17 protein-coding genes are annotated in these 23,504 nt (G+C 44.4%); 12 read left to right on the plus strand and 5 right to left on the minus strand.

Annotated elements, in window-relative coordinates:
- Positions 1 to 43: 43 nt before the first annotated feature.
- The 4 genes from MHB84_RS25160 to MHB84_RS25175 all read left to right on the plus strand — a co-directional run bounded on the left by MHB84_RS25160 (position 44) and on the right by MHB84_RS25175 (position 5,891).
- Positions 44 to 532, plus strand: a complete 489-nt coding sequence (locus MHB84_RS25160; protein WP_076289129.1) for a dihydrofolate reductase — start codon at positions 44 to 46, stop codon at positions 530 to 532.
- 625 nt (positions 533 to 1,157) lie between these two features.
- Positions 1,158 to 2,645: a glutamate synthase subunit beta gene (locus tag MHB84_RS25165; protein ID WP_024633996.1), complete on the plus strand. Its 1,488-nt coding sequence runs from the start codon at positions 1,158 to 1,160 to the stop codon at positions 2,643 to 2,645.
- Between the two features lie 304 nt (positions 2,646 to 2,949).
- Positions 2,950 to 3,417 carry a ferric iron uptake transcriptional regulator gene (fur, locus tag MHB84_RS25170; RefSeq protein WP_024633997.1) on the plus strand — a complete coding sequence of 156 codons (468 nt, stop codon included), beginning with the start codon at positions 2,950 to 2,952 and terminating at the stop codon, positions 3,415 to 3,417.
- 125 nt (positions 3,418 to 3,542) lie between these two features.
- Complete coding sequence (locus tag MHB84_RS25175; protein WP_076289130.1) at positions 3,543 to 5,891, plus strand: type IA DNA topoisomerase; 2,349 nt, start codon at positions 3,543 to 3,545, stop codon at positions 5,889 to 5,891.
- Between the two features lie 88 nt (positions 5,892 to 5,979).
- Here MHB84_RS25175 and MHB84_RS25180 read toward each other — a convergent pair whose 3' ends face one another.
- The gene (locus MHB84_RS25180; RefSeq protein WP_076289131.1) at positions 5,980 to 6,744 is read right to left on the minus strand and encodes an HAD family hydrolase; all 765 of its coding nucleotides are present in this window, start codon (positions 6,742 to 6,744) and stop codon (positions 5,980 to 5,982) included.
- Positions 6,745 to 6,787: 43 nt separating this feature from the next.
- Positions 6,788 to 7,708 (minus strand): helix-turn-helix domain-containing protein, encoded by a 921-nt coding sequence (locus tag MHB84_RS25185; RefSeq protein WP_076289132.1) that lies wholly within the window; start codon positions 7,706 to 7,708, stop codon positions 6,788 to 6,790.
- A gap of 201 nt (positions 7,709 to 7,909) precedes the next feature.
- Between MHB84_RS25185 and MHB84_RS25190 the strand changes: the two genes are divergently transcribed.
- From MHB84_RS25190 to MHB84_RS25210, 5 genes are all read left to right on the plus strand, one after another.
- Positions 7,910 to 9,109 carry an MFS transporter gene (locus MHB84_RS25190; protein ID WP_076289133.1) on the plus strand — a complete coding sequence of 400 codons (1,200 nt, stop codon included), beginning with the start codon at positions 7,910 to 7,912 and terminating at the stop codon, positions 9,107 to 9,109.
- Positions 9,110 to 9,192: 83 nt separating this feature from the next.
- The gene (locus MHB84_RS25195) at positions 9,193 to 9,918 is read left to right on the plus strand and encodes a phosphonate ABC transporter ATP-binding protein (protein ID WP_076289134.1); all 726 of its coding nucleotides are present in this window, start codon (positions 9,193 to 9,195) and stop codon (positions 9,916 to 9,918) included.
- Between the two features lie 67 nt (positions 9,919 to 9,985).
- Entirely contained in the window at positions 9,986 to 11,263 is a 1,278-nt protein-coding gene (locus MHB84_RS25200; protein ID WP_076289135.1) for a hypothetical protein, read from the plus strand.
- On the plus strand, positions 11,256 to 11,954 hold the full coding sequence (locus MHB84_RS25205) for a response regulator transcription factor (protein ID WP_063562821.1): 699 nt from the start codon (positions 11,256 to 11,258) through the stop codon (positions 11,952 to 11,954). Before MHB84_RS25200 ends, MHB84_RS25205 begins: the two co-directional genes overlap by 8 nt.
- Complete coding sequence (locus MHB84_RS25210; protein WP_076289136.1) at positions 11,951 to 13,444, plus strand: sensor histidine kinase; 1,494 nt, start codon at positions 11,951 to 11,953, stop codon at positions 13,442 to 13,444. Before MHB84_RS25205 ends, MHB84_RS25210 begins: the two co-directional genes overlap by 4 nt.
- Before the next feature lie 118 nt (positions 13,445 to 13,562).
- Here MHB84_RS25210 and MHB84_RS25215 read toward each other — a convergent pair whose 3' ends face one another.
- Positions 13,563 to 14,789, minus strand: coding sequence for a glucose-1-phosphate adenylyltransferase (locus MHB84_RS25215; RefSeq protein WP_076289137.1), 1,227 nt, complete (start codon positions 14,787 to 14,789; stop codon positions 13,563 to 13,565).
- 159 nt (positions 14,790 to 14,948) lie between these two features.
- Between MHB84_RS25215 and glgB the strand changes: the two genes are divergently transcribed.
- From glgB to MHB84_RS25230, 3 genes are all read left to right on the plus strand, one after another.
- Positions 14,949 to 17,006: a 1,4-alpha-glucan branching protein GlgB gene (glgB, locus tag MHB84_RS25220; RefSeq protein WP_076289138.1), complete on the plus strand. Its 2,058-nt coding sequence runs from the start codon at positions 14,949 to 14,951 to the stop codon at positions 17,004 to 17,006.
- On the plus strand, positions 17,003 to 18,445 hold the full coding sequence (gene glgA, locus MHB84_RS25225) for a glycogen synthase GlgA (RefSeq protein ID WP_076289139.1): 1,443 nt from the start codon (positions 17,003 to 17,005) through the stop codon (positions 18,443 to 18,445). The genes glgB and glgA overlap by 4 nt, the downstream gene beginning before the upstream one ends.
- Positions 18,446 to 18,518: 73 nt before the next feature.
- On the plus strand, positions 18,519 to 20,225 hold the full coding sequence (locus MHB84_RS25230; protein ID WP_076289140.1) for a NosD domain-containing protein: 1,707 nt from the start codon (positions 18,519 to 18,521) through the stop codon (positions 20,223 to 20,225).
- A 91-nt stretch (positions 20,226 to 20,316) separates the two neighbouring features.
- Here MHB84_RS25230 and MHB84_RS25235 read toward each other — a convergent pair whose 3' ends face one another.
- Together MHB84_RS25235 and MHB84_RS25240 are read right to left on the minus strand one after the other, a co-directional pair.
- Entirely contained in the window at positions 20,317 to 22,068 is a 1,752-nt protein-coding gene (locus tag MHB84_RS25235) for an alpha-glycosidase (RefSeq protein ID WP_076289141.1), read from the minus strand.
- A gap of 245 nt (positions 22,069 to 22,313) precedes the next feature.
- A complete protein-coding gene (locus MHB84_RS25240) occupies positions 22,314 to 23,489 on the minus strand; it encodes a M20 family metallopeptidase (protein WP_076289351.1) in 1,176 nt (391 codons plus the stop codon).
- Positions 23,490 to 23,504 lie beyond the last annotated feature (15 nt).

Consider the following 23,504-nt stretch of genomic DNA (forward strand, 5'->3'; position numbering starts at 1 on the left):
TCAACAACCTCTAAACAGATGCGGATTGAAGGAGTGTGTAATCTTGAGCATTGAACTTGTATGGGCGATGGGCGAGAATGGCGTCATTGGATTGAATAATTCCATTCCGTGGCGTTTGCCTAAAGATATGGCCTTTTTCAAGCAACGTACGTTAAACAAAACGATTATTATGGGACGCAATACATGGGAGTCCTTTGGAGGCAAGCCGCTTCCGCAACGTCGGAATATTGTTGTAACCAGAGATCTTAACTATCAAGCGAATCAGGCTGAAGTGGTGCATACGATTGAAGAGGGTCTGGAAGTTACAAAAGGTGAAGAGCTTTGCGTCATTGGCGGTTCTCAGGTCTATCGTGAGTTTTTGCCGCTCGCAGATCGTCTGGTGGTAACCAAAATCCATGAGAATTTTGAAGGGGATACCTTTTTCCCGGAAGTGGATTGGTCGGAGTGGGAGCTAACAGAACAGATCGAAGGCGAGCAAGATGAAAAAAATGTTTATGCGTATACGTTTGAGTTCTACGAACGAAAACGGTAAGAGGGACATAAGATGAAGTAAAAGAGCCCAAACTTACGCTATAAACGAAATATAAGGGCGCTGATTTACGAAATATTCGTGAACAGCGTCTTTTCTTTTAAAAATAAAATGAAATAAATACGAAATCACATAAAGATGACATGAATATAACATTTAATTAACGAAGAAAATGATTGTAATACATAGCCTCTAATCTCTCTTTAGTAAAAAAGTATAAAAATTGTAGGGTTTCAACGTTGTAAAGCCCTAAAATCAGTTATTGTTCGGATTTGGTAGCCTAAAACAATAAAAAATGTTGTTTTCAATGATAAATTACCTTACATTTAAATAACGTTGCTGTCGTTTTTTCATTAATTAAACGCCTGGTTTGGTATAGTCAGACCTCAGAAATAACCATTTTAAGGGTATTGACCATGGGTAGACTTGGACGATATGATGTATAAAATACAAATAATTATTCGGATAATCCATTTAATATTCAGCATGCAAAATGCTACTATAATTGAAATATCTTCGAGAAGATTTTGTGATACAATATACAAAAACTCAAACATGAGTAATCCATTTCATATAGAACCATGCAGATGAAGGGATTAAGACAAGAACGGATGGGGGAAAACGTAAGATGTCTACACCTACTGGATTTATGGAATACAAACGGCAGCTGCCTGCGGACCGCCAACCAGCGGAGCGGGTTAAGGATTGGGAAGAGTTTCATAAACATATGGCTGAAGAAGAGCTCAGAACACAAGGTGCACGATGCATGGATTGTGGTACCCCGTATTGCCATACAGGTATAGATATGACTGGCGGAACATCGGGCTGTCCTGTGCATAACCTGATTCCAGAATGGAATAATCTGGTGTATCGTGGTTTGTGGAGAGAAGCACTTGATCGTCTGCACAAAACGAATAATTTCCCTGAGTTTACAGGTCGTGTCTGTCCTGCTCCTTGTGAAGGATCATGTACAGTGGGACTTATCGGTGAACCTGTAACCATCAAAACGATTGAAGAAGCGATTATTGAAAAGGGTTTTGAAGAAGGATGGGTGGTTCCTCAGCCTCCAGAGAAACGTACGGGTAAACGTGTAGCAGTTGTAGGTTCAGGTCCTGCAGGCCTGGCTACGGCAGCTCAGTTGAACAAAGCAGGTCACTCGGTGACGGTATACGAGCGCTCCGACCGTGTTGGCGGACTGCTGATGTATGGTATTCCTACGATGAAATTGGACAAAAACGTCGTTCAGCGTCGTGTTGATTTGTTGGAAGCAGAAGGCATTCAATTTGTAACTAACACGGAGATCGGTAAAGATATTGCTGCGCAGCAACTGGTGGATGATTATGATGCGGTTGTTTTGTGCGGCGGTGCAACCAAACCACGTGAGTTCAACATTGAAGGCAGTGACTTGAAAGGCGTACATTACGCCATGGATTTCCTGAATGGCAGCATCAAAAGTTACTTGGACTCCAATCTGGAGGATGGTAATTACCTGTCAGCACAGGACAAGGATGTTATCGTCATCGGTGGCGGGGATACAGGTTCCGACTGTGTAGCTACATCACTTCGTCATGGTTGTCGGAGCATTACACAATTTGGTACACATACTCAGGCTCCTATGGAAAGGGATCGTATTAATAACCCTTGGCCGCAATTCCCGAACGTATATACTCTCGATTATGCACAGGAAGAAGCGAAAGCATTGTTCGGTGACGATCCGCGTGAATTCTCCATCATGACGACCAAATTTGTGGGTGATGATGAAGGGAATCTCAAAGAACTTCACACCGTTCAAATCGAGCGTATTGTAGATGAGACAGGACGTAAAATCTATCAGCCGATTCCGGGTACAGAGCGTGTCTTCCCAGCTCAAATGGCCATGATTGCTATCGGTTTTGACGGACCGGAACAGACTTTGGTGGAACAACTTGGTCTTGCAACAGACCGTCGTACCAACGTTAAGGCACGTTACGGTAAATACAATACCAATGTGGATAAAGTATTTGCAGCAGGTGACATGCGTCGTGGTCAAAGTCTGGTTGTATGGGCAATTAATGAAGGCCGTGAAGCTGCCCGTGAAGTGGACAAATACTTGATGGGTGCTACAGTTCTCGTATAACGAGTTAATGAGCCGCATATGGATATGGATTTGCAATTATTGAATAAAATATATAATTGATTCAACAAAACTCTCGCAATTAGCGGGAGTTTTTTGTTGTTTTTATGATTACATGAGTCGTTCAGCTACAATTATTTTAGACAACTGTGAGGTATAGCATTGCTTTTTATCTCATAAAGATTTATTATTACATTATAATGATTATAAATAAGAAGCATAATGACACTTACTTGAAAACTACACAAATTGTGAAATTATAATATCCGGAGGTGCAATCTTTATGGCAAGTAACCGGGACAAATCCATTTCAGAACAGATTGATGACATTAAAAAACAGTTGGTTGCAAAAGGTTATAAGCTGACACAACAAAGAGAAGTTACGGTACGTGTGTTACTTGAACATGAGAAGGATCATTTTAGCGCAGAGGAAGTATTTCTGCTGGTCAAGGAACAATTCCCGGAGATTGGCTTGGCTACCGTATATCGTACGCTTGAACTGCTTAGTGACCTGCAGGTCGTAGAAAAGATTAACTTTGGGGACGGTGCTGCGCGCTTCGACCTGCGAAGTACGGATGGTTCACATCACCACCATCATTTGATTTGCACAGAGTGTGGCACTGTAGAAGAGATTATGGAGGATGGTTTGCTTCGTCTTGAACAACAAATCGAGCGTCAATACGGCTTTGCCGTTACAGACCATCGGCTTGATTTTCAGGGCGTATGCAAAGAGTGTAGAGCGAAGCAGGCTTTGAATGAACAGGCAGCAGGGTAAATCTAATGGGGAGGATGCTCCCGCAACCAAAATCTGATATAATAAGTTTCAGAAGCAAGGGGCTTCCGTGGGCGGAAGGCCCCTTTTTGCCGTCATCTGGACGGTGAAGGAGGAGAGATGGACGGATGAAGACACTGGTTATTGCGGAAAAGCCCGACATGGGCCGAACCATTGCCGCCGTCATAGAACCAAGAGCCAAGAACAATCGCAATTATTTGGAAGGTGAACATTACATTATCACCTGGGCGATTGGTCATCTATTGGGACTTGCTGAACCGGATGCCTATGATTCAAAGTACAAGCGCTGGAATATCGGCGACCTGCCGATCATTCCGGATCAGTTTAAGATCGTACCCAACCCCAGAACGAAAGATCAACTGAAAATGATCGGAGAACTTGCGAAAAGGGCATCGGCCATTGTTAATGCTTGTGATGCAGGGCGAGAGGGACAGTATATTTTTGCCTTAATTCAACAACAGTTGAAGCTGCGTCAGCCTGTCAAACGTCTGTGGATATCGGACCTGACCGCTGAGAGTATTAAACGTGGTTTTGACGGTTTGAAAGATGCCTCGGAATTTGAGAATTTGACCCATGCTGCCAGGGCTCGTAGTGAAGCGGATTGGCTGATTGGCATGAATGCGTCCCGGGCTTTCACTACAAGACATAATGCCTTGCTCTCTGTAGGCAGGGTGCAGACTCCGGTACTGGCCTTGATCTATGATCGGGAAATCGAGATTGAAGCGTTCCAGTCCCAGACTTTTTATGAAGTAGCCGCATGGTTTCGTCAAGAAGGAGTGGAGTACAGGGGATTACGTCAAGGGGACAAGCTGACCGACCCCGCCATTGCTGAATCGATTGCGACTAGTGTGAAGGGGAAAACGGGACAGATTACCAAGTACGAAGCAAAACAGACCAAGGAGTATCCATACCGGTTGTATGATCTGACCCTTTTGCAACGTGAAGCAAATGCGAAGTATGGATATGGAGCGAAGAAAACGTTGGATATTGCTCAAGCGCTTTACGAGAAACATAAAGTGATTTCTTATCCACGGACCAATTCAAACTATGTTACAGAACAGAATATTGAAGGTATGCACAAAACGCTGAATCTGCTTAAAAATGGACCCTATAGTGAACTGGCGCAAGGAGCGAAACCTGAACTTGTTCATAAAGGTAACAAGGGTGTATGTAACCCGTCCAGAGTTGAGGATCACCATGCGATTCTGCCTACATTGAAACGACCGGGTACGTTATCCAAGGATGAACAGAATATCTATGATCTGATCGTAAGGCGTTTCTTATCTCATTTCTATCCGCCAGCAGAGTATAAGCAGCATACCGTGCTCACTGACGTTGAGAAACACCAGTTCAAGACATCTGTGAAAGAACTGCTGTCACTGGGGTGGAAGGTGGTATTGGGGTCTTCAGATCAGGAGCAGACAGGCAAGAAAAAGACAAAGAAAAACAGCAACGAAGAAGAGGAAGCAGAGGAATGGACAGACAAGGCATTTGCTGTTCAACCTGAATTGCCTGTTCAATGTACCAAGAGTGAATTCAAGGAGAAGGCGACACAGCCTCCCAAGAGTTATACTGAGGGAACGTTGCTAAAAGCAATGGAGAGTGCAGGGAAACAGATCGAGAATGAAGAGTTACGTGATGCAATGAAAGACAGTGGACTAGGGACACCTGCGACACGTGCGGCAACGATCGAACGACTCAAAAACGTGGGTTACATTACGATGCAGGGTAAAAAGATGCAACTGACGTTGAAGGGCCGGACAGCCATTGAGTTGATCCGTAAGGCAGGCGTAGATCTGTTAACCTCGCCTGAAATGACGGGCCAATGGGAAAGAAGATTGTACCAAATTTCCAAAGGTGAAGCGGGCCAGGACAAGTTTATGGAGAACGTCAAAAAATTTACGATGTCCATTATTGATAAAGTACGTGTGCAGGCACCGGCACCAGCGGATGCTTTTGGGGAAGATACACGTGGGGGGCGGGGTAAAGGCAAGGGAGCCAAAACCCAGAAAACCAGCACCAGGACAACTTCTGCCAAGACATCAGGTACGGGCTCAAGTACCAGTGCGGGTTCGAAGACTTCACGTCAAACGTCAGGAGCTTCATCCAGAACTGGCAGTGTCGCGAACGCGATAGCACAAACTCGATCTTCGACTTCCAGTCAATCGGGCGTTCGAGAAACGCTGGCATCTTGTCCATCACCGGGTTGCACCGGTCAGATCATTGAAGGCAAGAAAGGCTATGGCTGTACACGTTTCAAAGAAGGCTGCGGGTTTGTCATATGGAAAGAGTACGTCGGTAAGAAAATCACCAGTACGATGTTAAAAGCGTTGATTGAAAAGGGAAGTACTCAAGTATTAGCTTTTAAACGAAAAGACGGAAGTACGGTGAAGGCTCGTATTATTTTGCAAGATAAGATAACCGGCAAGCTATCTGCGGAAAAGCAGGATGCATAGGTTAATTGGATGTTAAGGCTGTAAGAAGAATGTGATGCCTGATGGGCCAGCGTCAAATTCAATTACAATAAAATAAAAAAAAGGACCCTTATCCAAGGGTCCTTTTTTGTTGCTGCTGTTGTATATTTTCATGAATGACCTTCGGTACCTCTTCCAGGGCCGTGATGGTATACATCGATGTCTCGGGATTAGGTTGAAGCTCTACCATGTTGTATTGCCATTCGTTCGGCTGTTTGATATATATGCTATGGATGCCGGCCGTCACTGCTGGCATGATGTCTGTACGCAGTGAGTTTCCAATCATCCACGTTGCACGACGCTCAAAAGGTCCAGTAGAGAGTATACCTTCAAGCGCTTCAATGTTCTTATGTTGCCGAATGTAGATCCGGTCATCAAAATAAGCCGAAAGCTTCATCTGGTCAATCTTCCGCTGCTGAATTACGGTTTCTCCACCTGTGTACAGGTAGAGGGCATGTCCAGCCGATTTAAGATTCTCCAGCGTTTCGACCATATGAGGATAAGGCTCAACCTCTTGGTCATATACACTCATCCCCAATTTGGTGAGGTAAGACTCTTCTTGTTGAGAGGTGGGTTTTGAGAACTTCTGGGAGAAGTAACGGTAGGTATCAATAAGGGATTGTGGGAAATGGTGACTTGCAAATCCCAGTTTGTTGACCCCGGTTACATCAATCTCCAGCTGTTTCTCCCTAATTTGTTGAACTGTTAATGCGTGTCCGTCAAACCACTCCTGCATGTTCTCGAAGAATTCACCAAGCACCAGGTTGAAATATTTATTGCAGTACACGAGTGTATCATCTAGATCGAACAAAATATGTTGTTTTATTATTTTCATATCCAATTCACTCCTTGCAGCCAGCAGCACAGTTGTTCATATTTTATATGCGTATATAAGATTCCAGGAACATATTCAATTCAGATACGCCATCTGGTCGAATACTGTATTTCTCTTTACGATTACTGCCGAGCAGATGGGTTCGTAGCAGTCCGGCGATGCGTAATGCCATAACCTGATCTTTAACCATATCCTCGTCTTTACCCAACTCCTCACACATCTCAGAGAGAGACTTCGGTTCACCTGACACGTAACGCAGCAGACGGAGTCTTTCCGGATCAGCCAGGGCATGTGTGAAACGAAGCAGACAGGTTGGTGGTTGGTCTTCATCCTCTTCGGGTGCGTCTACAGGATACTGCATGATCATCATGCCCTCATAGAAGCAGTACATATTAATAGGACGATTGTGGACGGTTGGAAACAGGATAACTTCATCCAGTCCAGGCATCGGTTCAACCAGAACACCCGCAGTAGCGTATTCAATGAGGAGTTCAGGGCCCATTTTATCAAGCAGTACGCGTTTCTCTTCTGCGTCTTCCTCAAGCCAGGTACGATAATCCTCACTCATATTCTGGCAGTAATGCTGATCCCAGAGTCGTAAAAGTGGTACATAGCTATCCCGAATGCGTGTAGATTCTTCTATGGTAAGATGGGGCAGCAGAACAGATACGCGTGCGAACAGCTCTTCGGCTGTTAGTCCAGCAAGCATATCCAGAAAATCAATATTCTCATTAGAAGTGTTCCGATAGGCCGCCCATGCAAATAATACATCAAAGTCATCAAAAGGCCAGGTGGCAGCAGGTGCGAGCGCTGCACGAACGTTGGAACTTAGTTTGCCTTCCACCTCAATGATCCATTCGGGGCCAACATCCAGATGTTGAATCCACTTCTTCGTTACATAGACCAAAAAGCTGTTGAGCATTTCATATATCGGTGAAACATCGATTTTAACATGATAAGCCATATGATGCAGAATCCTCCCGTCACATCTAAATGTACGCAGCGACTTAAGTACTATTATGGCTTGTTTTGCAGGGCGTTGTCCACTATAATGTTCAAGTCCAGGGCAAAACCCCTGGCTTAACCATGCATGATCAATAGAATAGATATAACATCTGAAAGGTCGTCAGTGATGGCGATTTTTCTTTGTATGCTTGCAGGAGGAATGATTTTTGTGTCATCTATAACCACCCCAAAATTATCACATTCTACATCTAACTATCTCATTCTGATTACCGTTATTGTTGTGGCGGGGATCAGTCAGGGCCTTTTATTACCGGTGCTCTCGATTTTTTTGGAGCAAAAGGGAGTCTCACCGGGTTTAAACGGTTTGAATGCAGCCGCACTGTACGTTGGCTCTTTTGCCATGACCTTGGTGGCGGAACGATTGCTGGGAGCTATTGGTTTCAAAAAGTTGATTATCGGCGGACTGTTATTTGTCATGATTCCCCTCATTCTGTTTCCTTATTTTCCGGATATCAAAATTTGGTTCATATTGCGTCTCGTCGTCGGAATCGGGGATAGTGCACTCCATTATTCTGCCCAATTATGGGTGCTACTGGTGACCGCACCCGAAAAACGCGGACGTTACATCTCTTTATACGGCATGTCTTATGGTTTAGGATTCAGTATTGGCCCATTGGGAATCAAACTACTTGGGTTTGGAGATGCCGTTCCATTCTGGGTATTATTCGTATGTATGGCTGCTGTACTTATCCTTGTATTAATGAAGCTTCCCGATACGAAGCCGGAAAAGGCCGAACATGGACAACTGCCTGAACGCCGTTTCCGACGAAGTCTGGCCTGGGCATGGTATGCGCTGTTGCCTGCGTTATTGTACGGGTACATGGAAGCCGGGATGAACAGCAATTTTCCGGTATACGGCCTGCGTATTGGTTTGGATGCCAATCAGATATCGTCATTACTGCCTTTTGTCGGAATAGGTGGTCTATTCCTGCAATTGCCTTTAGGCATATTGAGTGACCGTTATGGACGTAAGCAAACATTAATGTTTGCTGGTATTACAGGAGGTATCATCTTTATGCTGGTTCCTGTTGCGGGCACACATTTCTGGTGGACACTTGTGCTGTTGACCATAGCAGGAGGTCTGGTAGGTTCATTTTTCTCGCTTGGCCTGGCCTATGCCGCCGATATTTTGCCAAAAGCGCTACTGCCTGCAGCGAACGTGGTGGCCTCATTTCATTTTACAATTGGAAGCATCATTGGACCGAATCTGGGTGGCCAAGTGATCAACTGGATTTCACCAGGAAGCATGTTTATTTTGCTTGGATTCATGTATCTTCTTTTTGGTGCAGCAGGTGTATTATTTCGTCGTAAACCTATGCTCGAATCTGTGGTAAAATAGAAGCTGGTGTTCGCATGGAAATTGATGTCCATTTCCGAGTACACTAGTAGTAGGGAAAAACATGGACAAGAGGAGACATCGCGATGATCAGAGTTGAGGGTTTAAGCAAATCCGTTGGAGCGGACCGGGTTCCGGTTCTGCGGGATATACGATTCGATATGCAACAGGGAGAAATGATTGGAGTAGTGGGTTCAAGTGGCAGTGGGAAAAGTATGCTGCTTAAATGCCTTGCTATGATGGAAAAATGGGATAGTGGTCAATTTACGGTGGACGGAGCCGAGATTATAAAAGAAGGTTGGTCCGGAAAACGGAAAATTAAACGGGAATGGGCATACTTGGAACAGAATCCGCAATTGTATCCGAGACGTACAGCTTTGAAAAATGTATTGATCGGTCGGTCCGGTCAAACTCCTTTGTGGAGAATGGTAACAGGTATGGTTCGTTCCGATGATTATATGGGTGCGATGGATTATCTGGAAGGGCTCGGATTGCTGGATAAAGCCCACCAGACGGCAGAGAAGCTCAGTGGTGGCGAGAAGCAGCGTGTCGCGATTGCCAGAGCGCTTGCGCATGGCGCCAAAGTTGTTTTGGCAGATGAGCCTGTCATCGGACTTGATCCTCATACAGCAGATACAGTGCTGGAAACGCTGCGCAAATTGTGCGAAGAGGAACGGGCTACCGTGATTGCAGTATTGCCGATTGAGATGGCAGAGAAACATGCGACCCGCATCTGGGGTCTTGCGGAAGGCAAGATTGCTTTTGATATACGTGGACGTCGGTTGACACAGCAAGAAAAAAATATGATTTAAACTATTGAAAAGAGTGATGAATTTGCTTAATTCACGGTGGGGGCGCCTGTTAGCGGGGGGAGCAGCTATGATTGTACTCGGCTCCGTTCTTAGCGGATGCACTGTCCTGAGTGATCCCAAGCTTTTAATGAAACAACCCATGATGTCGATGGACAAGGAGAGACTTCTTACAATTGTACAGAAAGAACAACCTCCTGAAAGCCAATTAATTCGGCCCAAAGACTTGAACAATACAAGCATGATACGTGTAGCAGACTTGGATGGGGATGGAACCCGAGAAGCCATTGTTTTCTACGAAACTCCGAGCGAAAATGTACGGATTCATGGCATGCTTCTCGAAGAGCAGGGTGATACTTGGGTGAAAAAACTTACTTTTGATGTTCCGGGAAATACCTTGCAATCCTTTAAACTGCTGGACATCACGAACGATGGCAATCCTGATATTGTTCTGGGAGTGAGCCTTGAAGCACAGAAAGCTTTAATGGCCTATTCCTATAAAGGAGGGGCCCTTGAACAGGTGATGGGCGGAGTACCGTATAATGAGTTAATTATTGATGATTTACAAGGGAATCCTTTGGATCTGAACGGGGACAAAAAAAATGATTTTGCTATCGTTTCCCTCAATACCAGTGGATTTGCCTCCATTGCCCTTTATCAATATGATGATGGCAGCTTCAAGGAAGTGGACCGTATACAGACGGACTATACAGTAAAAGAATTTTATAGTGCACTTGGTGGTCAAATTGCCAAAGATAAAGTCGGCTTCGTATTGGATGCCGAATTGGATGACCGAAGTACCTTTACACAGATTGTTTATGTAAAGGACAACAAATTAGTGTACGCATTTAATTCCCCTGACCAAACCTATAGAGATGACAAAATTTTAAGCGGTGATTTTAATAATGATGGTATTATTGAATTTGGATTGAAGGAAACGCCCAGAGGCTGGGAACATTACGTATTTGATGCTCGGATGTGGTTCTATACTTTCTATCAATGGAATGGTAAGGATGGCAAAGATTTTGTATCCTTCCAGTATCGTGATGATGCCAATGCATTCCATCTTAACCTGAAAACGGATTGGTACGGAAAAGTTACTATAGATACCAAATCGGAAAAGGGGAAATATATTCGTTTCAAAATGATTGATACGGATGAAACGGTGGGTGAAATTAAATATTTCACACTTACGCAATGGGAACAGGACAAAGGTAAAGGGTGGAAAGAAATTACCAAATCGAATGATCGAGTGATTGCTTATCGTGGCGCGCAATCTGCGAATAACGATGGTGGATTACTGGACAATATGTCGCATCTGAACAGAAAGGAAGAACTTAATGAGTAAAGTACTTATTCTTGAGGATGAAGAATCCATCCGCAGTTTTATTGTTATTAATTTGAAGAGAAACGGGTTCGAAGTGCTCGAAGCGGGAGACGGACATGAAGCGCTTCGCATTCTGCAATCCGTACCAGATATTGACTTGGCTTTGCTGGATGTTATGGTTCCTGGAATTGACGGGTTTGAAGTGTGTCGTCGTATTCGTGAAACGAATGAACGTCTGGGTATTATTTTCCTTACAGCCAAAGTGCAGGAGCAGGACAAGGTATATGCGCTATCCGTTGGAGCAGACGATCACGTAAGTAAGCCGTTTAGTCCAACCGAGCTTATCGCCCGTATACAATCTTTGCTTCGCCGGGTCAATGTCCACCGGGAGACAGCTGCAAAGGTAACGTTTCAATCAGGACCGTTCTCGCTGGATCTAATCTCCAAGCAATTTAAGAAACAAAATGAATTAATTGAGTTAACACCAACCGAATTTTCTTTGATTCAATTTTTCCTAGAAAAAGAAAACACACCGCTTAGTCGAGATGTACTGCTGGATCACGTATGGGGCAAAGAGTATATGGGTGATCCCAAAATCGTGGACGTAAACATTCGCCGCTTGCGCCAGAAAATTGAGAACAATCCTTCCGAACCTGAATACCTGCAGACTGTATGGGGTCACGGGTACAAATGGAAGGGCCGGGATCAATGATCAAAAAAGGCATTACACGGCAGATCGTACTACATTACTTCATTGTAGTTTTTCTGGCTCTGCTGTTGGTAGAATTCGTATTTTTGATTGCAGTACAAAGGTATTATTACGAGAGTATTTATAATACGATTAATCAGCAGATTACTTCGACGAATGATTTTAAAGAAACGTTATCTCGTACGGATGAGGCTAATAATTTATCGTATTTGCTCGCTAATTTACAATTGGGTAGTACTGAGCTGCAAATCCTTGATATGGATGGCCGAGTCTTGGCTAGTTCAACTGCTTTTGAGTCCGAGCATGCCGTTCTTCAAACGAGTGATATATCACAGGCCATGAACGGAAGCATTGGCCGTTGGGTGGGTAGACAACCCCTTACGGGTGAGCAAGTCATGGCTGTATCCCACAAGCTAGATTTGGGTGGCGAAAATACTTATATTGTGAGGTATCTCACCTCGCTGGATATGGTTAATTCCAAACTTCTGGTTATGGGACTGCTTGCCGTTGCTGTAGGTGTGGCTGTACTAGTCATTGTTTTAATTATCAGTATCGGAATGGCGAATTCAATTGTGCGACCCCTCAATAATATTACAGCCGTTTCGGCTCAAATGGCCAGGGGACGTCTGGATGTCAGAGTTAAAGGGAATTACAAGCACGAGCTTGGTGAACTGGCATCTACATTGAATTTCATGGCACATGAGATTGTACGAAGTAACCAGATTAAAGACGATTTTATTTCATCTATTTCGCATGAATTGCGTACACCTCTGACTAGTATCAAAGGGTGGAGCGAAACCTTGGATTCAGGCGGGTACGATCCCGATGAGACGAGAATTGGAATGAGTATTATCTCCAAAGAAACCGAGCGATTGATCGGTCTTGTTGAAGAAATGCTCGATTTCTCCAAATTGCAGCAAAATCAGATGAAGCTTGTAAAAGGCTCGGTCAGCATTCGAGAAATTGTTCAGGAAACGATGTTAAACGTTTGGGCCAAAGCGGAGCAAAAGCAAGTTCATCTCAAGCTGGATACGGATGAGTCGCGTGCGTTTAACGTATTTGGTGACGGCAATAGGCTAAAACAAGTCTTTCTTAATTTGGTCGACAATGCGATTAAATTTTCTCATGAAAATTCGTGGATTTTCCTTTCGGTTAAAGAAGAGAAGGGGCAGATCATAGCTGCTGTTCAGGATACTGGTATCGGAATCAGTGAAGAACACCTCATAAAAGTACGTGACCGTTTCTTCCAAGTAAATCACCAAAACGGGGGAACAGGACTAGGGCTTGCCATTACGCAGGAACTTGTCGAACTGCATGAAGGTACAATTACGATTCAGAGTGAGCTTGGGTCGGGAACCACGGTTACCGTTTCTTTGCCAGCACTGCCTGAGGAAGAGGCTGTGATAGGTGAAGCTCCCAATCATAACAGTGACTCTGAAGAAGTGCAGGAGACACAGGCCCAGCAGACAAACACCGATAAGAAAGAAACGTAATTCCAAATTGCAAAGTTAAGGCAACGTTTATTGTATGGTTTGAAATAACGTTTGAATTTAACGCAGTAAAAACGCAACAAAAAGGCGAGCCATATTATGGCTCGCCTTTTCTTTATGCTTATGAAGAAAGTTCACCAGCGCGCAGACGCCCGCTTTTTTCGTAAACATCTTTCAGCATGCGTACAGGTTGTGTGCGCACAGCCGGTTTGGCGGAGACAATCTCATTCGGTCCGACAACCACGATTTCATCCGCCGTTCCTTTGACAATGGCACCATCTTTGATAATGGCACCTTCACCAATGATGGCGCGTTCGATGTGAACACCGCGGCCTACCCGTGCATTCGGCATGATCACGCTGTCTTTAACCTCAGAACCTTTACCAACTTCGGCTCCGCAGAAAATAACAGAACGTTCAGCCCGGCCATCAATGGCGCAGGATTCATGGATCATGGAGTGCAGGAGCTCAGCACGTGTCTGACGTGCTTTGTATGCACTTGGTTTAGTTCTCCACTCACGAGTAAACATCGGCCAGTCTTCTTTTTGCAGGCTCCAGTCTTCATCGTTATGAAGCAGATCCATGTGCGCATCCCATAAACTCTTCACGGTACCCACGTCTTTCCAATAACCATTGAAGTTATATACGAAGAGAGGGGTGTTCTCATTCAACATTTGAGGAATCACATCTTTACCGAAGTCATGGCTGGATTCCGGATTAGCGGCATCTTCGAGCAAGTGGCGCTTCAGGTATTCCCATTTGAACATGTAAATGCCCATGGAAGCCAGATTACTTTTCGGTTCGGCCGGTTTCTCGGCAAACTCGGTAACTCTCAGATTCTCATCCGCTGCCATAATGCCGAAGCGATGGGCTTCTTCCCATGGAACTTCCATAACGGAGATCGTCGCTACCGCTTCATTAGCGGTATGAGCTTCCAGCATTTCACGATAATTCATATGATAGATATGGTCACCCGACAAAATTAGAACATTTTCGGGGTTTTGTTGGTCAATATAGTCAATATTTTTATAAATAGCATCCGCGGTTCCCAAGTATTCGTCATTTCCTGTATGATAAGATGGAAGTAAGGAAATTCCTGCCTCACTTGAAGTACCATGTCCCCAAGGTTCTCCTCCACCAATGTGATCATGTAATGAATCAGCTTGATACTGCGTCAGAACACCTACGGTGTCGATGCCTGAGTTTACGCAGTTGCTGAGAGGAAAATCGATAATCCGGTAGTGCCCGCCAAACGGTACAGCGGGTTTTGCGATACTTGAGGTTAAAGGGGCTAATCGCTTCCCTTCTCCTCCCGCCAACAGCATAGCGATGCAATCTTTATTAAACATAATCGTTTCCCTCCCAAGATATTTGTCCAGTGTAGTACATACATAAACGCAATGCGGAGCTATTGAAACGATGTATACTGTAAAAATCCTGAAAAATTACAACATTTTTTTACACACCGCATTTTTCTTTTCAACTTGGCTAGAATGGGGTAATGGTTAATGTTATATCTATTTTCTGGAGAAGAAGGTGATCTCTTGGCCATTCAACCGTTAACAAACCCGGAAATTTCACCGGAGCACATTTATTTGTTTCATGAAGGAAACCTTCATCACAGTTATCGAATAATGGGCGCACAGCCTGCGATCGAAGATCATCGTCAGGGATATCGTTTTACCGTGTGGGCTCCGAATGCCACAGAAGTTGGACTGGCTTTAGACCGTAATGGTTGGAAAGGTGAACAGGAACCTTTATATAAGATACCCGATTCTGGATTTTGGAGTCGTTTTATTCCGGAAATCAGTGAAGGAACTTTATACAAATTCCGTATATTAACGGAAGATGGTACTGAATTGCTTAAAGCAGACCCTTATGCTTTCCAGGCGGAAGTTCGTCCGCGTACGGCATCGGTCACCAGCTCCATTGAAGGTTACAAATGGAATGATGGCGCATGGAGACGCAAACAACGAGGCGTGTATAACAAACCTCTACATATTTATGAAATGCATGCTGGAACCTGGAAACGGAAAGAAGACGGAACTCTTTACAGTTATCGTGAACTTGCGGAATTGCTTGTTCCTTATTTATTGGAGATGAAATATACCCATGTTGAGATGATGCCCCTGAGTGAACATCCTTACGACCTTTCGTGGGGGTATCAGAACACTGGATTCTTTGCGCCAACCAGCCGTTATGGGCATCCTAAAGATCTGATGTATTTGATTGATACGCTACATCAGGCAGGTATAGGCGTATTGCTCGATTGGGTCCCCGCGCATTTTGCCAAGGATGCTCATGGCTTGCGTTTGTTTGATGGAACGCCCTTGTATGAATATGCAGATCCATTGTTAGCAGAGAGACCAGGTTGGGGCACACTTAGCTTTGACTACTCTAAACCTGAAATTCGTTCGTTTTTGATCTCGAATGCGTTGTACTGGATGGAGATGTACCATTTCGACGGACTTCGGGTCGACGCCGTAACCAGTATGCTTAAGTTGGATTTCGAAAAGCAGCCAGGACAATACCGAACGAATAACGAAGGTGGTCTGGAAAACAAGGAAGCTGTTGCTTTTTTGCAGCAGTTGAATGAAACAGTCTTCAAGTACTTTCCCTATGCGCTGATGATGGCAGAAGAATCCAGTGCATGGCCTATGGTTACTTCACCAGTAGATCAGGGTGGGCTAGGTTTCAACTACAAATGGAACATGGGTTGGATGAACGATACACTTGATTACATGGAATCCGATTTTCACGAACGTCCTTCCAAACATCATTTGCTGACATTCCCGGTCGTATACTCCTTTGCTGAAAATTACGTGCTTCCTCTGTCTCATGACGAGGTCGTTCATGGCAAAAAGTCGCTCCTAGACAAGATGCCAGGAACATACGAGCAGAAGTTTGCCGGCATGCGTGCCTTCATGGGGTACTTTATGACTTTCCCAGGCAAAAAACTGCTGTTTATGGGTGGAGAATTCGGCCAGTTTATCGAATGGAAAGATGAAGATCAACTGGACTGGTTTTTGCTGAACTACGACAGTCACCGTAAACTCCACAAGTTTGAGCGGGATCTGTCCGAGCTATACTTGGGCGAAAAAGCTTTGTGGGAGCTTGATCATTCCTTTGACGGTTATGAATGGATCACTCCGGATGATCAGGACCAAAGTGTCATTTCATATGTGCGCAAAGGAAAAAAACCTGCGGATACACTCCTTGTGCTCATTAACTTTCAGCCAGTCAAGCGGGAGCGTTACCGGATTGGTGTCATGCGTCCCGGTATGTATACCGAAGTTCTGAACAGTGATCATTCCGATTACGGCGGATCAGGCATTATCAATGATATGCAGCTTACTACTGAAAAGATTCCTTTTCATGGGCAACCACATAGTTTGGAAGTTGTTTTGCCACCGCTAAGCGTAGTTATTTTAAAAAAGAACACACGTCGGAAAACGGATGCATTGCCCCTTGAAGTTCAATCCGTTAGAGCAAAAGCCAGTACCACTAGAACCAGTAAAACCACAGAAAGCACTACAGTTAAACCCAAAAGGAGGACGAAGGCATGAATATTCTATTTGCTGCTGCTGAAGTACATCCATTTATCAAAACAGGAGGCCTTGCTGACGTCATCGGCGCATTACCACAGGCATTAAAGAAGAGTGGGGCAGATGTTCGTGTCATTTTACCCAAATATAAGGGCATTCCGGATGAGTATAAAGAAGCAATGGAGCCTGTCATTACGACAGATATTCCTCTTGGTTGGCGCAGACCGTATTGTGGAATAGAGATGCTTGTCCATGACGGGATTCCTGTCTACTTTGTGGACAATGAATACTATTTTGGACGGGATGGCGTGTATGGGTATATGGATGACGGGGAGCGTTTTGCCTTCTTCAATCGTGCTGTTCTCGAGGTGCTGCCGCAAATTGAGTTTAAGCCGGATGTGCTGCACAGTCACGATTGGCACGCCGGGATGATTCCTTTACTACTGGAAGCTCACTATGCTCATGATCCTTTTTACAGTGAAATGAGAACGGTTTTTACGATACATAACCTGTTATATCAAGGTGTGTTTCCACATGATTTATTCAGTGATCTGCTTGAGCTGGATGATCGGTATTTCACGGTGGATGGGGCAGAATATTATGGCAATGTCAATTTCCTGAAGGCAGGAGTCGTTTTTGCGGATCATGTAACAACTGTCAGCCCTACCTACGCCAAGGAAGTACAAACCTCCTACTATGGCTATGGTCTGGATGGATTACTCAGTTCCTTGGGCGATCGTTTCAGTGGGATTGTTAACGGTATTGATACCAAGAGTTACAACCCTGCAGCGGACAATAAAATTGCGGTTAAATACAGAACCAGCCTGTCCAAGAAAATCGAGAACAAGATCGAGCTGCAAAAGGAATTAGGATTGCCAGTACGTCCGGATGCTCCACTTATGGTGATGGTTACAAGGCTAGTGGATTCCAAAGGTTTGGATTTGGTATGTCGTGTACTGGATGAATTATTGTACTATGACGACATTCAATTCGCAGTATTGGGTACCGGGGATCCGGCTTATGAGCACTGGTTCCGTGAGGCAGCTAATCGTTATCCGCTGAAAATGTCTGCTCAGATTACCTTCAATGATGGGTTATCTCGTCGCTTCTATGCCGGCAGTGATCTGTTCTTGATGCCATCGAGGTTCGAGCCATGTGGCATTAGCCAATTGCTTGCACTCCGTTATGGCAGTGTACCACTTGTCCGGGAAACAGGGGGTCTGAACGATACGGTGCAGGCATACAATGAATTCAGCGGTGAGGGGAATGGATTCTCTTTCACCAGTTTTAACGCCCATGACATGATGAACACCATTCGCCGCGCCGAGAAGTTTTACCGTCAGCCCGAGCACTGGAAAAAGATCGTGAAAAATGCAATGAGCGGAGACTACAGCTGGAACGTCTCAGCTGAAGAGTATATGGATATTTATCGCCGAATAACGCTTGAATCTGTGAAATAGTTTTGCACAAATGAGCCGCAGTATATTTGTACTGTGGCTTTTTTGTACGATCATAAGAGGAGGCGAATTTAAAATGAACAACTACATTAATTTTACCTCTGATTACAATCCTAATTTGCAGGCTCTAAGCAGTGTCGACGGATATAATGCCGTCAAAATGAATGAAATGTTTGGCCAGATCATGGGAAATATTGCCGCTGTGCAATCCACGCTGACAGGCAGTTTTATTAATGTGAGGAGTTTTGCTCCCGGAGATGGAAGCGATCAGACAGCCCAGATTAAAGCTTTTTTTGACTCAGCACAAGAAGGTGATGTTTTATTATTTACGCCAGGGCACTATAAAGTTGTCAAGACGGGCTGGTTCTATACGTTTAGTGGAAGGTCTGTTATCATCAAAGCGTTGCCAGGCGCAATATTGGAGGTCTCCGATCAGGGAATCAGAATCGAAGGAAGCAATCATGTAGAGATAAGTGGCTTGACCTTGGTTCGTACGACTCAAGCAGCTTGGAGTAAAAGCAAGACAGGTTTATACATCGAGAATTCGAGCAATGTACTGTTGCAAAATAACGATATTAGTAAATTTACCGATGGGATTGGAGTCAATGGTTCCAGCAGTCAAGACAATCCCGCCCGAAATGTCGTCATAAGAAACAATAAGCTTCATCACTTGGGAGAGGAACCGATTGCAGTTCGGAGTCATTTGGTTTTTGTGGTGATTCGTGAGAATGACTGTTATCGCTATCTTGGGGATGGCATCCTGGTCAAGGGAACATGGCATGTTTCGATCATCGATAACTTTCTACACACGCCTGTATTATCCAGTGATTCGGATTTTGCTTCTTTTTCAGGCGGACAACAAGTAAATCATATGCCTACAGTCGGTGGTGGGATTACCTGTAACAATGAGGGAGGAGAGACTGGAGCCAAAAATCTGCACATAGATGGCAATAGCCTGATTGGAACAGCATTTGGTGTTGGGCTTATCGGTTTCGAAGGTGCCTTTGTAACCTCCAATGTCTTTAAGAATATCAAAATCACGTCTGTTATTTCAGTATCTTTCCTTCCCTCCCAATATAATCCCAACGATTTAAGCAACCATCTGTTTGTAATACAGGGAAACCTGATCGACACCATCTCAAGGCCAAGTGCTACTGCTGCCATAGAAGCGAAAACCAGTACAGGTGCAGAAGGCATGGACATCGGAATTATATCAGACAACATTATTATTCCAAGAGGTAAACACTGGGGAATTGTGGCGGATGGTCATATTATCGTAAAAGGCAATTATATTGCCCAAGCGGGGATAGCAATGGATATTGCCAATGGAGTGATTGCATCGAGCAACATCATTGAGCCAGGCTTTGAGACGACCAATCCTGACCGGATGGTCAGTTTGCATAATGATTGTACCTTTTCTCACAATTCAGTTGCAGGAAAAGGCACATGTATTCAAGTTCGTGGCTCCAACAATATCGTCACTGGAAATCGCTTGAAATATGAGGGAACATGGTGGGCAGTGCATCTGGACATGGTTAATAATACGGTGGAGGGCAACATCATAAGAGATAACATGCTGATGGCTGCGGCAAGTGCGACGGGACGTTATCTCTTTGGTGCAAGTCCCTTTACAAATGGGAAAAACATAGTCGTTGATCTGGTTAAAGACAATAATGGAACGTTATATCAATTAATAAATGAAATTGTCATGCTTGGTCCAAATTCTACGCGGTGGAAAATAACCATAGATGCAAATGGGGATTTGAAAACGACGAAGTTATAGCCTAAACTTCAGCTCTTTGTCAGAAAACTCCTGAGCATCCGATGATCATTAAAAGGTTATTCAATTCTTCAGGAGTTTTTCTGGCAAGTAGTTAGCTCGGTTCCAATTGTCTATACAAAATACGGTATCCGTAAGGATCAAGTTTAATATTCATCACTCCATTGGTGGGAACAACAGCATCTTCGGTTAGAGCATCCTTCCAGTCCTTGGTTTCCATCGGATGTGAGAGTGTACGTTCTAGCGGAGTATTGTTCATCCACACCGTAAAGTGAAGAGAGTCATCCATACGTTCATAAATGATGCATGGATCATTGTGATCGGCCTTCAAAAAACGGAAGCGGCCTTTGCGAAGAGCCTCATTACTTTTCCGCAAATCAATCATCAGGCGATAGAAGTCATAAAGCTCCTTATCTTGCTTGGCAGGGTCCCATTGCATGCATTTACGGCAATCCGGATCACCTTCTCCACGTATACCAACCTCATCCCCATAGAATATACAGGGCGTACCAATATAAGTGAAAAGAAACACAACCGACAATTTTAATCTGCGTTTGTCTTCTCCGGCCCGAGTAAGCAGACGTGGGGTGTCATGACTGCACAGCATATTGAAGATGACTTCATTCGTCTGTTGCGGGTAACGCATAATGAGTGAGCCCATCTCGTTAGCGAAGTTATAACCATCCATCGAACCACAAAAGAATTCAAGCACCTTGTCAGCAAAAGGGTAGTTCATTACGGAATCAAATTGATCTCCCATAAGCCATGTCAGGGAATCACTCCAAACTTCGCCTACAATATAGGCTTCCGGATTGGCGGTTTTGACTACTTTGCGGAAATCACGCCAGAAATGGTTATCCACTTCATTCGCAACATCGAGTCGCCAACCGTCTAGTTTAATCTCCTTGATCCAGTATTCAGCCACATCAAGCAAATAGTCTTTTACTTCGGGATTGGCGGTATTGAACTTGGGCATATTGCCATAAAATCCAAAGGTATCGTAGGTTGGTATACCATCCTTGATCTGCACCGGATATTCATTAATATGAAACCAGTCTGCATATTTGGAGTTTTTGCCGTTCTTCAGGACATCCTGAAAAGGAGGGAAGTCTTCGCTGCAATGGTTAAATACCGCATCCAGCATGACACGGATTCCGCGGCGATGACATTGTTCTGCTACTTTTTTGAGCATTTCATTGTCCCCGAATTGAGGGTCTACTTTTTTATAATCAACGGTATCGTATTTATGGTAGGAGTTTGCTTGGAACAGAGGGGTAAAGTAGATGGCGTTAACACCGAGTTTAGTCAGATCATCCAGGTGATTGAGAACACCTTGCAGGTCTCCGCCAAAGTAGTTATCCAGTTCAGGTCGACCGCCCCATTCCTGGGTTCCTTCCGGGTTCAGATCGGGATTACCATTGGCAAACCTTTCGGTCATGATTTGGTAGAACACAGCTTCTTTAGCCCATTCGGGAACCTTAAATACATCAATTTCATGAATGTAGGAAAATTCATAATATCCTCCTGTAGGATACGGGGGAGTATAATGAATTCCGTTATCAGCCAAATAAATATTTTCGGTACCGGCGGTTATGCGAAAGATGTAAGTCAGACGTTTGAATTTGGGCTTAACTGCAGTTTCCCAGTAATCAAACATATTGTCGGAAGCCGCTTTTTCCAATTGAATTTCCTTATAGGTTCCATTCCAATCGTATTTATCACCAGTCAGTGCAGTCACATATTGTACATCGTCTCTCTTCGTTCGTACACGCAGGTGAATCGTCGAGGGATTATAAGCATAAGCCCATTTATCGCGTGGAACGTGATACATCGCTTCGAGCAGCATGACAACACCTCCTGAGCTCAAGATAAAGTTATAGCTATAAATAACCAAGTTAGACAGCATGTGAACCATTAGTTCAGCCGCTAAATGTAAAGATTTCAACACTTTTCAACGTTTTCTTTTCACAGCATTTCCAGCTTGTGTCCGTATATACGTATTTATGACAAAACAAAAGGGTGCTCCTTAAGACCCGAAATGCAGGTCCTGCAGAACACCCTGCTGCAAATACGCAGCATTTTGCGAAAAACTTAGCGACTTGCTTGCTTAAACTCTGTTTGAATGGTTTGCAGCAGCCCAGGCTGTGTAAGAACATCATAAGCAGTTGCAGCAATTGCCTTGGCTCCAAGGATCATACCGTCCAGGGCCCGTTCCTGTAACGCCAGATCCCGGAATTCAATGGAATGAAGCGTATGAACTTCGTCCACAACACGGATATATGGGTGGATCGCAGGACAACGCAAGGATACGTTACCAATATCCATAGAACCATGGTCGTTACCACTTACGATCTCCTCTTGAGAAATACCCAGTTTAAGCAGATTAGCACTAAAAGCAGCAGATAACGATTCATTCGTGACCATCTCATCATAGGAAGTCTCATAATTAGATGTAACAAGCCGGCATCCCGTTTGCAAAGCAGAACCTTCCGCGATCTGAATTACGCGTTGAGTGAGAATATTCAACTCTTTTCTCGTCGAGGCACGTACATAGAATTGTGCTGAAGCGTAGTCAGGTATGATGTTGGCTGCCTGTCCTCCGCTATTGATAACCCCATGAATACGAACCGTGCTTTTCACTTGTTGACGGAACGCATTAATGCCATTAAACGTCTGGATTACTGCATCCAGGGCGTTAATGCCTTCATGTGGACTTGCAGCAGCATGTGAAGATTTCCCATGGAATTCAAATTGTACAGCATCAATAGCCAGGGAACTGCCAGATTTCTCATAGGCGTAATAAGGGTGCGCCATTAGTGCGACATCACAGTCATCAAACAATCCTGCTTCAGCCATAGGCACTTTGGCCCCACGCGTTTCTTCCGCTGGCGTACCGAACACTTTTAATGTTCCGCCGACTTCATCCAGTATGGACTTCAGACCTACCGCAGCTCCGAGGCTCATCATACAGATTAGATGGTGCCCACAAGCATGACCGATTTCCGGAAGTGCGTCGTATTCACATAACAGGGCAATCGTCGGACCTGGTTTGGAAGCAGCATACGTACCGATAAATGCGGTGTCCAAACCAAGGACAGGAGCTTCTACAGAAAAACCATGGTAGGCAAGTTCTTCTTTTAACCGAGCAGAAGCAAGGTATTCTTCGTTACCAAGTTCGGGATTGGCACCAATGTATGATGAAATCTCCTTAAAACGGGAAGCATATTGGTCAATAACAGTTAGTATTTGTGTTTTGGTATGTGTCATGATGGACTCCTTAAG

Source organism: Paenibacillus sp. FSL F4-0087, from assembly GCF_038020215.1.
GTDB classification, from domain to species: Bacteria; Bacillota; Bacilli; order Paenibacillales; family Paenibacillaceae; genus Paenibacillus; species Paenibacillus taichungensis.

What these genes read in the sequence shown, in the direction of transcription:
- MHB84_RS25205 (WP_063562821.1), top strand. Translation starts at nt 11,256, where the DNA reads ATGAGTAAAGTACTTATTCTTGAGGATGAAGAATCCATCCGCAGTTTT.
- MHB84_RS25165 (WP_024633996.1), top strand. Translation starts at nt 1,158, where the DNA reads ATGTCTACACCTACTGGATTTATGGAATACAAACGGCAGCTGCCTGCG.
- MHB84_RS25240 (WP_076289351.1), bottom strand. Translation starts at nt 23,489, where the DNA reads ATGACACATACCAAAACACAAATACTAACTGTTATTGACCAATATGCT.
- MHB84_RS25175 (WP_076289130.1), top strand. Translation starts at nt 3,543, where the DNA reads ATGAAGACACTGGTTATTGCGGAAAAGCCCGACATGGGCCGAACCATT.
- glgA (WP_076289139.1), top strand. Translation starts at nt 17,003, where the DNA reads ATGAATATTCTATTTGCTGCTGCTGAAGTACATCCATTTATCAAAACA.
- MHB84_RS25210 (WP_076289136.1), top strand. Translation starts at nt 11,951, where the DNA reads ATGATCAAAAAAGGCATTACACGGCAGATCGTACTACATTACTTCATT.
- MHB84_RS25190 (WP_076289133.1), top strand. Translation starts at nt 7,910, where the DNA reads ATGATTTTTGTGTCATCTATAACCACCCCAAAATTATCACATTCTACA.
- MHB84_RS25235 (WP_076289141.1), bottom strand. Translation starts at nt 22,068, where the DNA reads ATGCTGCTCGAAGCGATGTATCACGTTCCACGCGATAAATGGGCTTAT.
- MHB84_RS25180 (WP_076289131.1), bottom strand. Translation starts at nt 6,744, where the DNA reads ATGAAAATAATAAAACAACATATTTTGTTCGATCTAGATGATACACTC.
- MHB84_RS25200 (WP_076289135.1), top strand. Translation starts at nt 9,986, where the DNA reads ATGATTGTACTCGGCTCCGTTCTTAGCGGATGCACTGTCCTGAGTGAT.
- MHB84_RS25185 (WP_076289132.1), bottom strand. Translation starts at nt 7,708, where the DNA reads ATGGCTTATCATGTTAAAATCGATGTTTCACCGATATATGAAATGCTC.
- MHB84_RS25215 (WP_076289137.1), bottom strand. Translation starts at nt 14,789, where the DNA reads ATGTTTAATAAAGATTGCATCGCTATGCTGTTGGCGGGAGGAGAAGGG.
- glgB (WP_076289138.1), top strand. Translation starts at nt 14,949, where the DNA reads ATGTTATATCTATTTTCTGGAGAAGAAGGTGATCTCTTGGCCATTCAA.
- MHB84_RS25230 (WP_076289140.1), top strand. Translation starts at nt 18,519, where the DNA reads ATGAACAACTACATTAATTTTACCTCTGATTACAATCCTAATTTGCAG.
- MHB84_RS25195 (WP_076289134.1), top strand. Translation starts at nt 9,193, where the DNA reads ATGATCAGAGTTGAGGGTTTAAGCAAATCCGTTGGAGCGGACCGGGTT.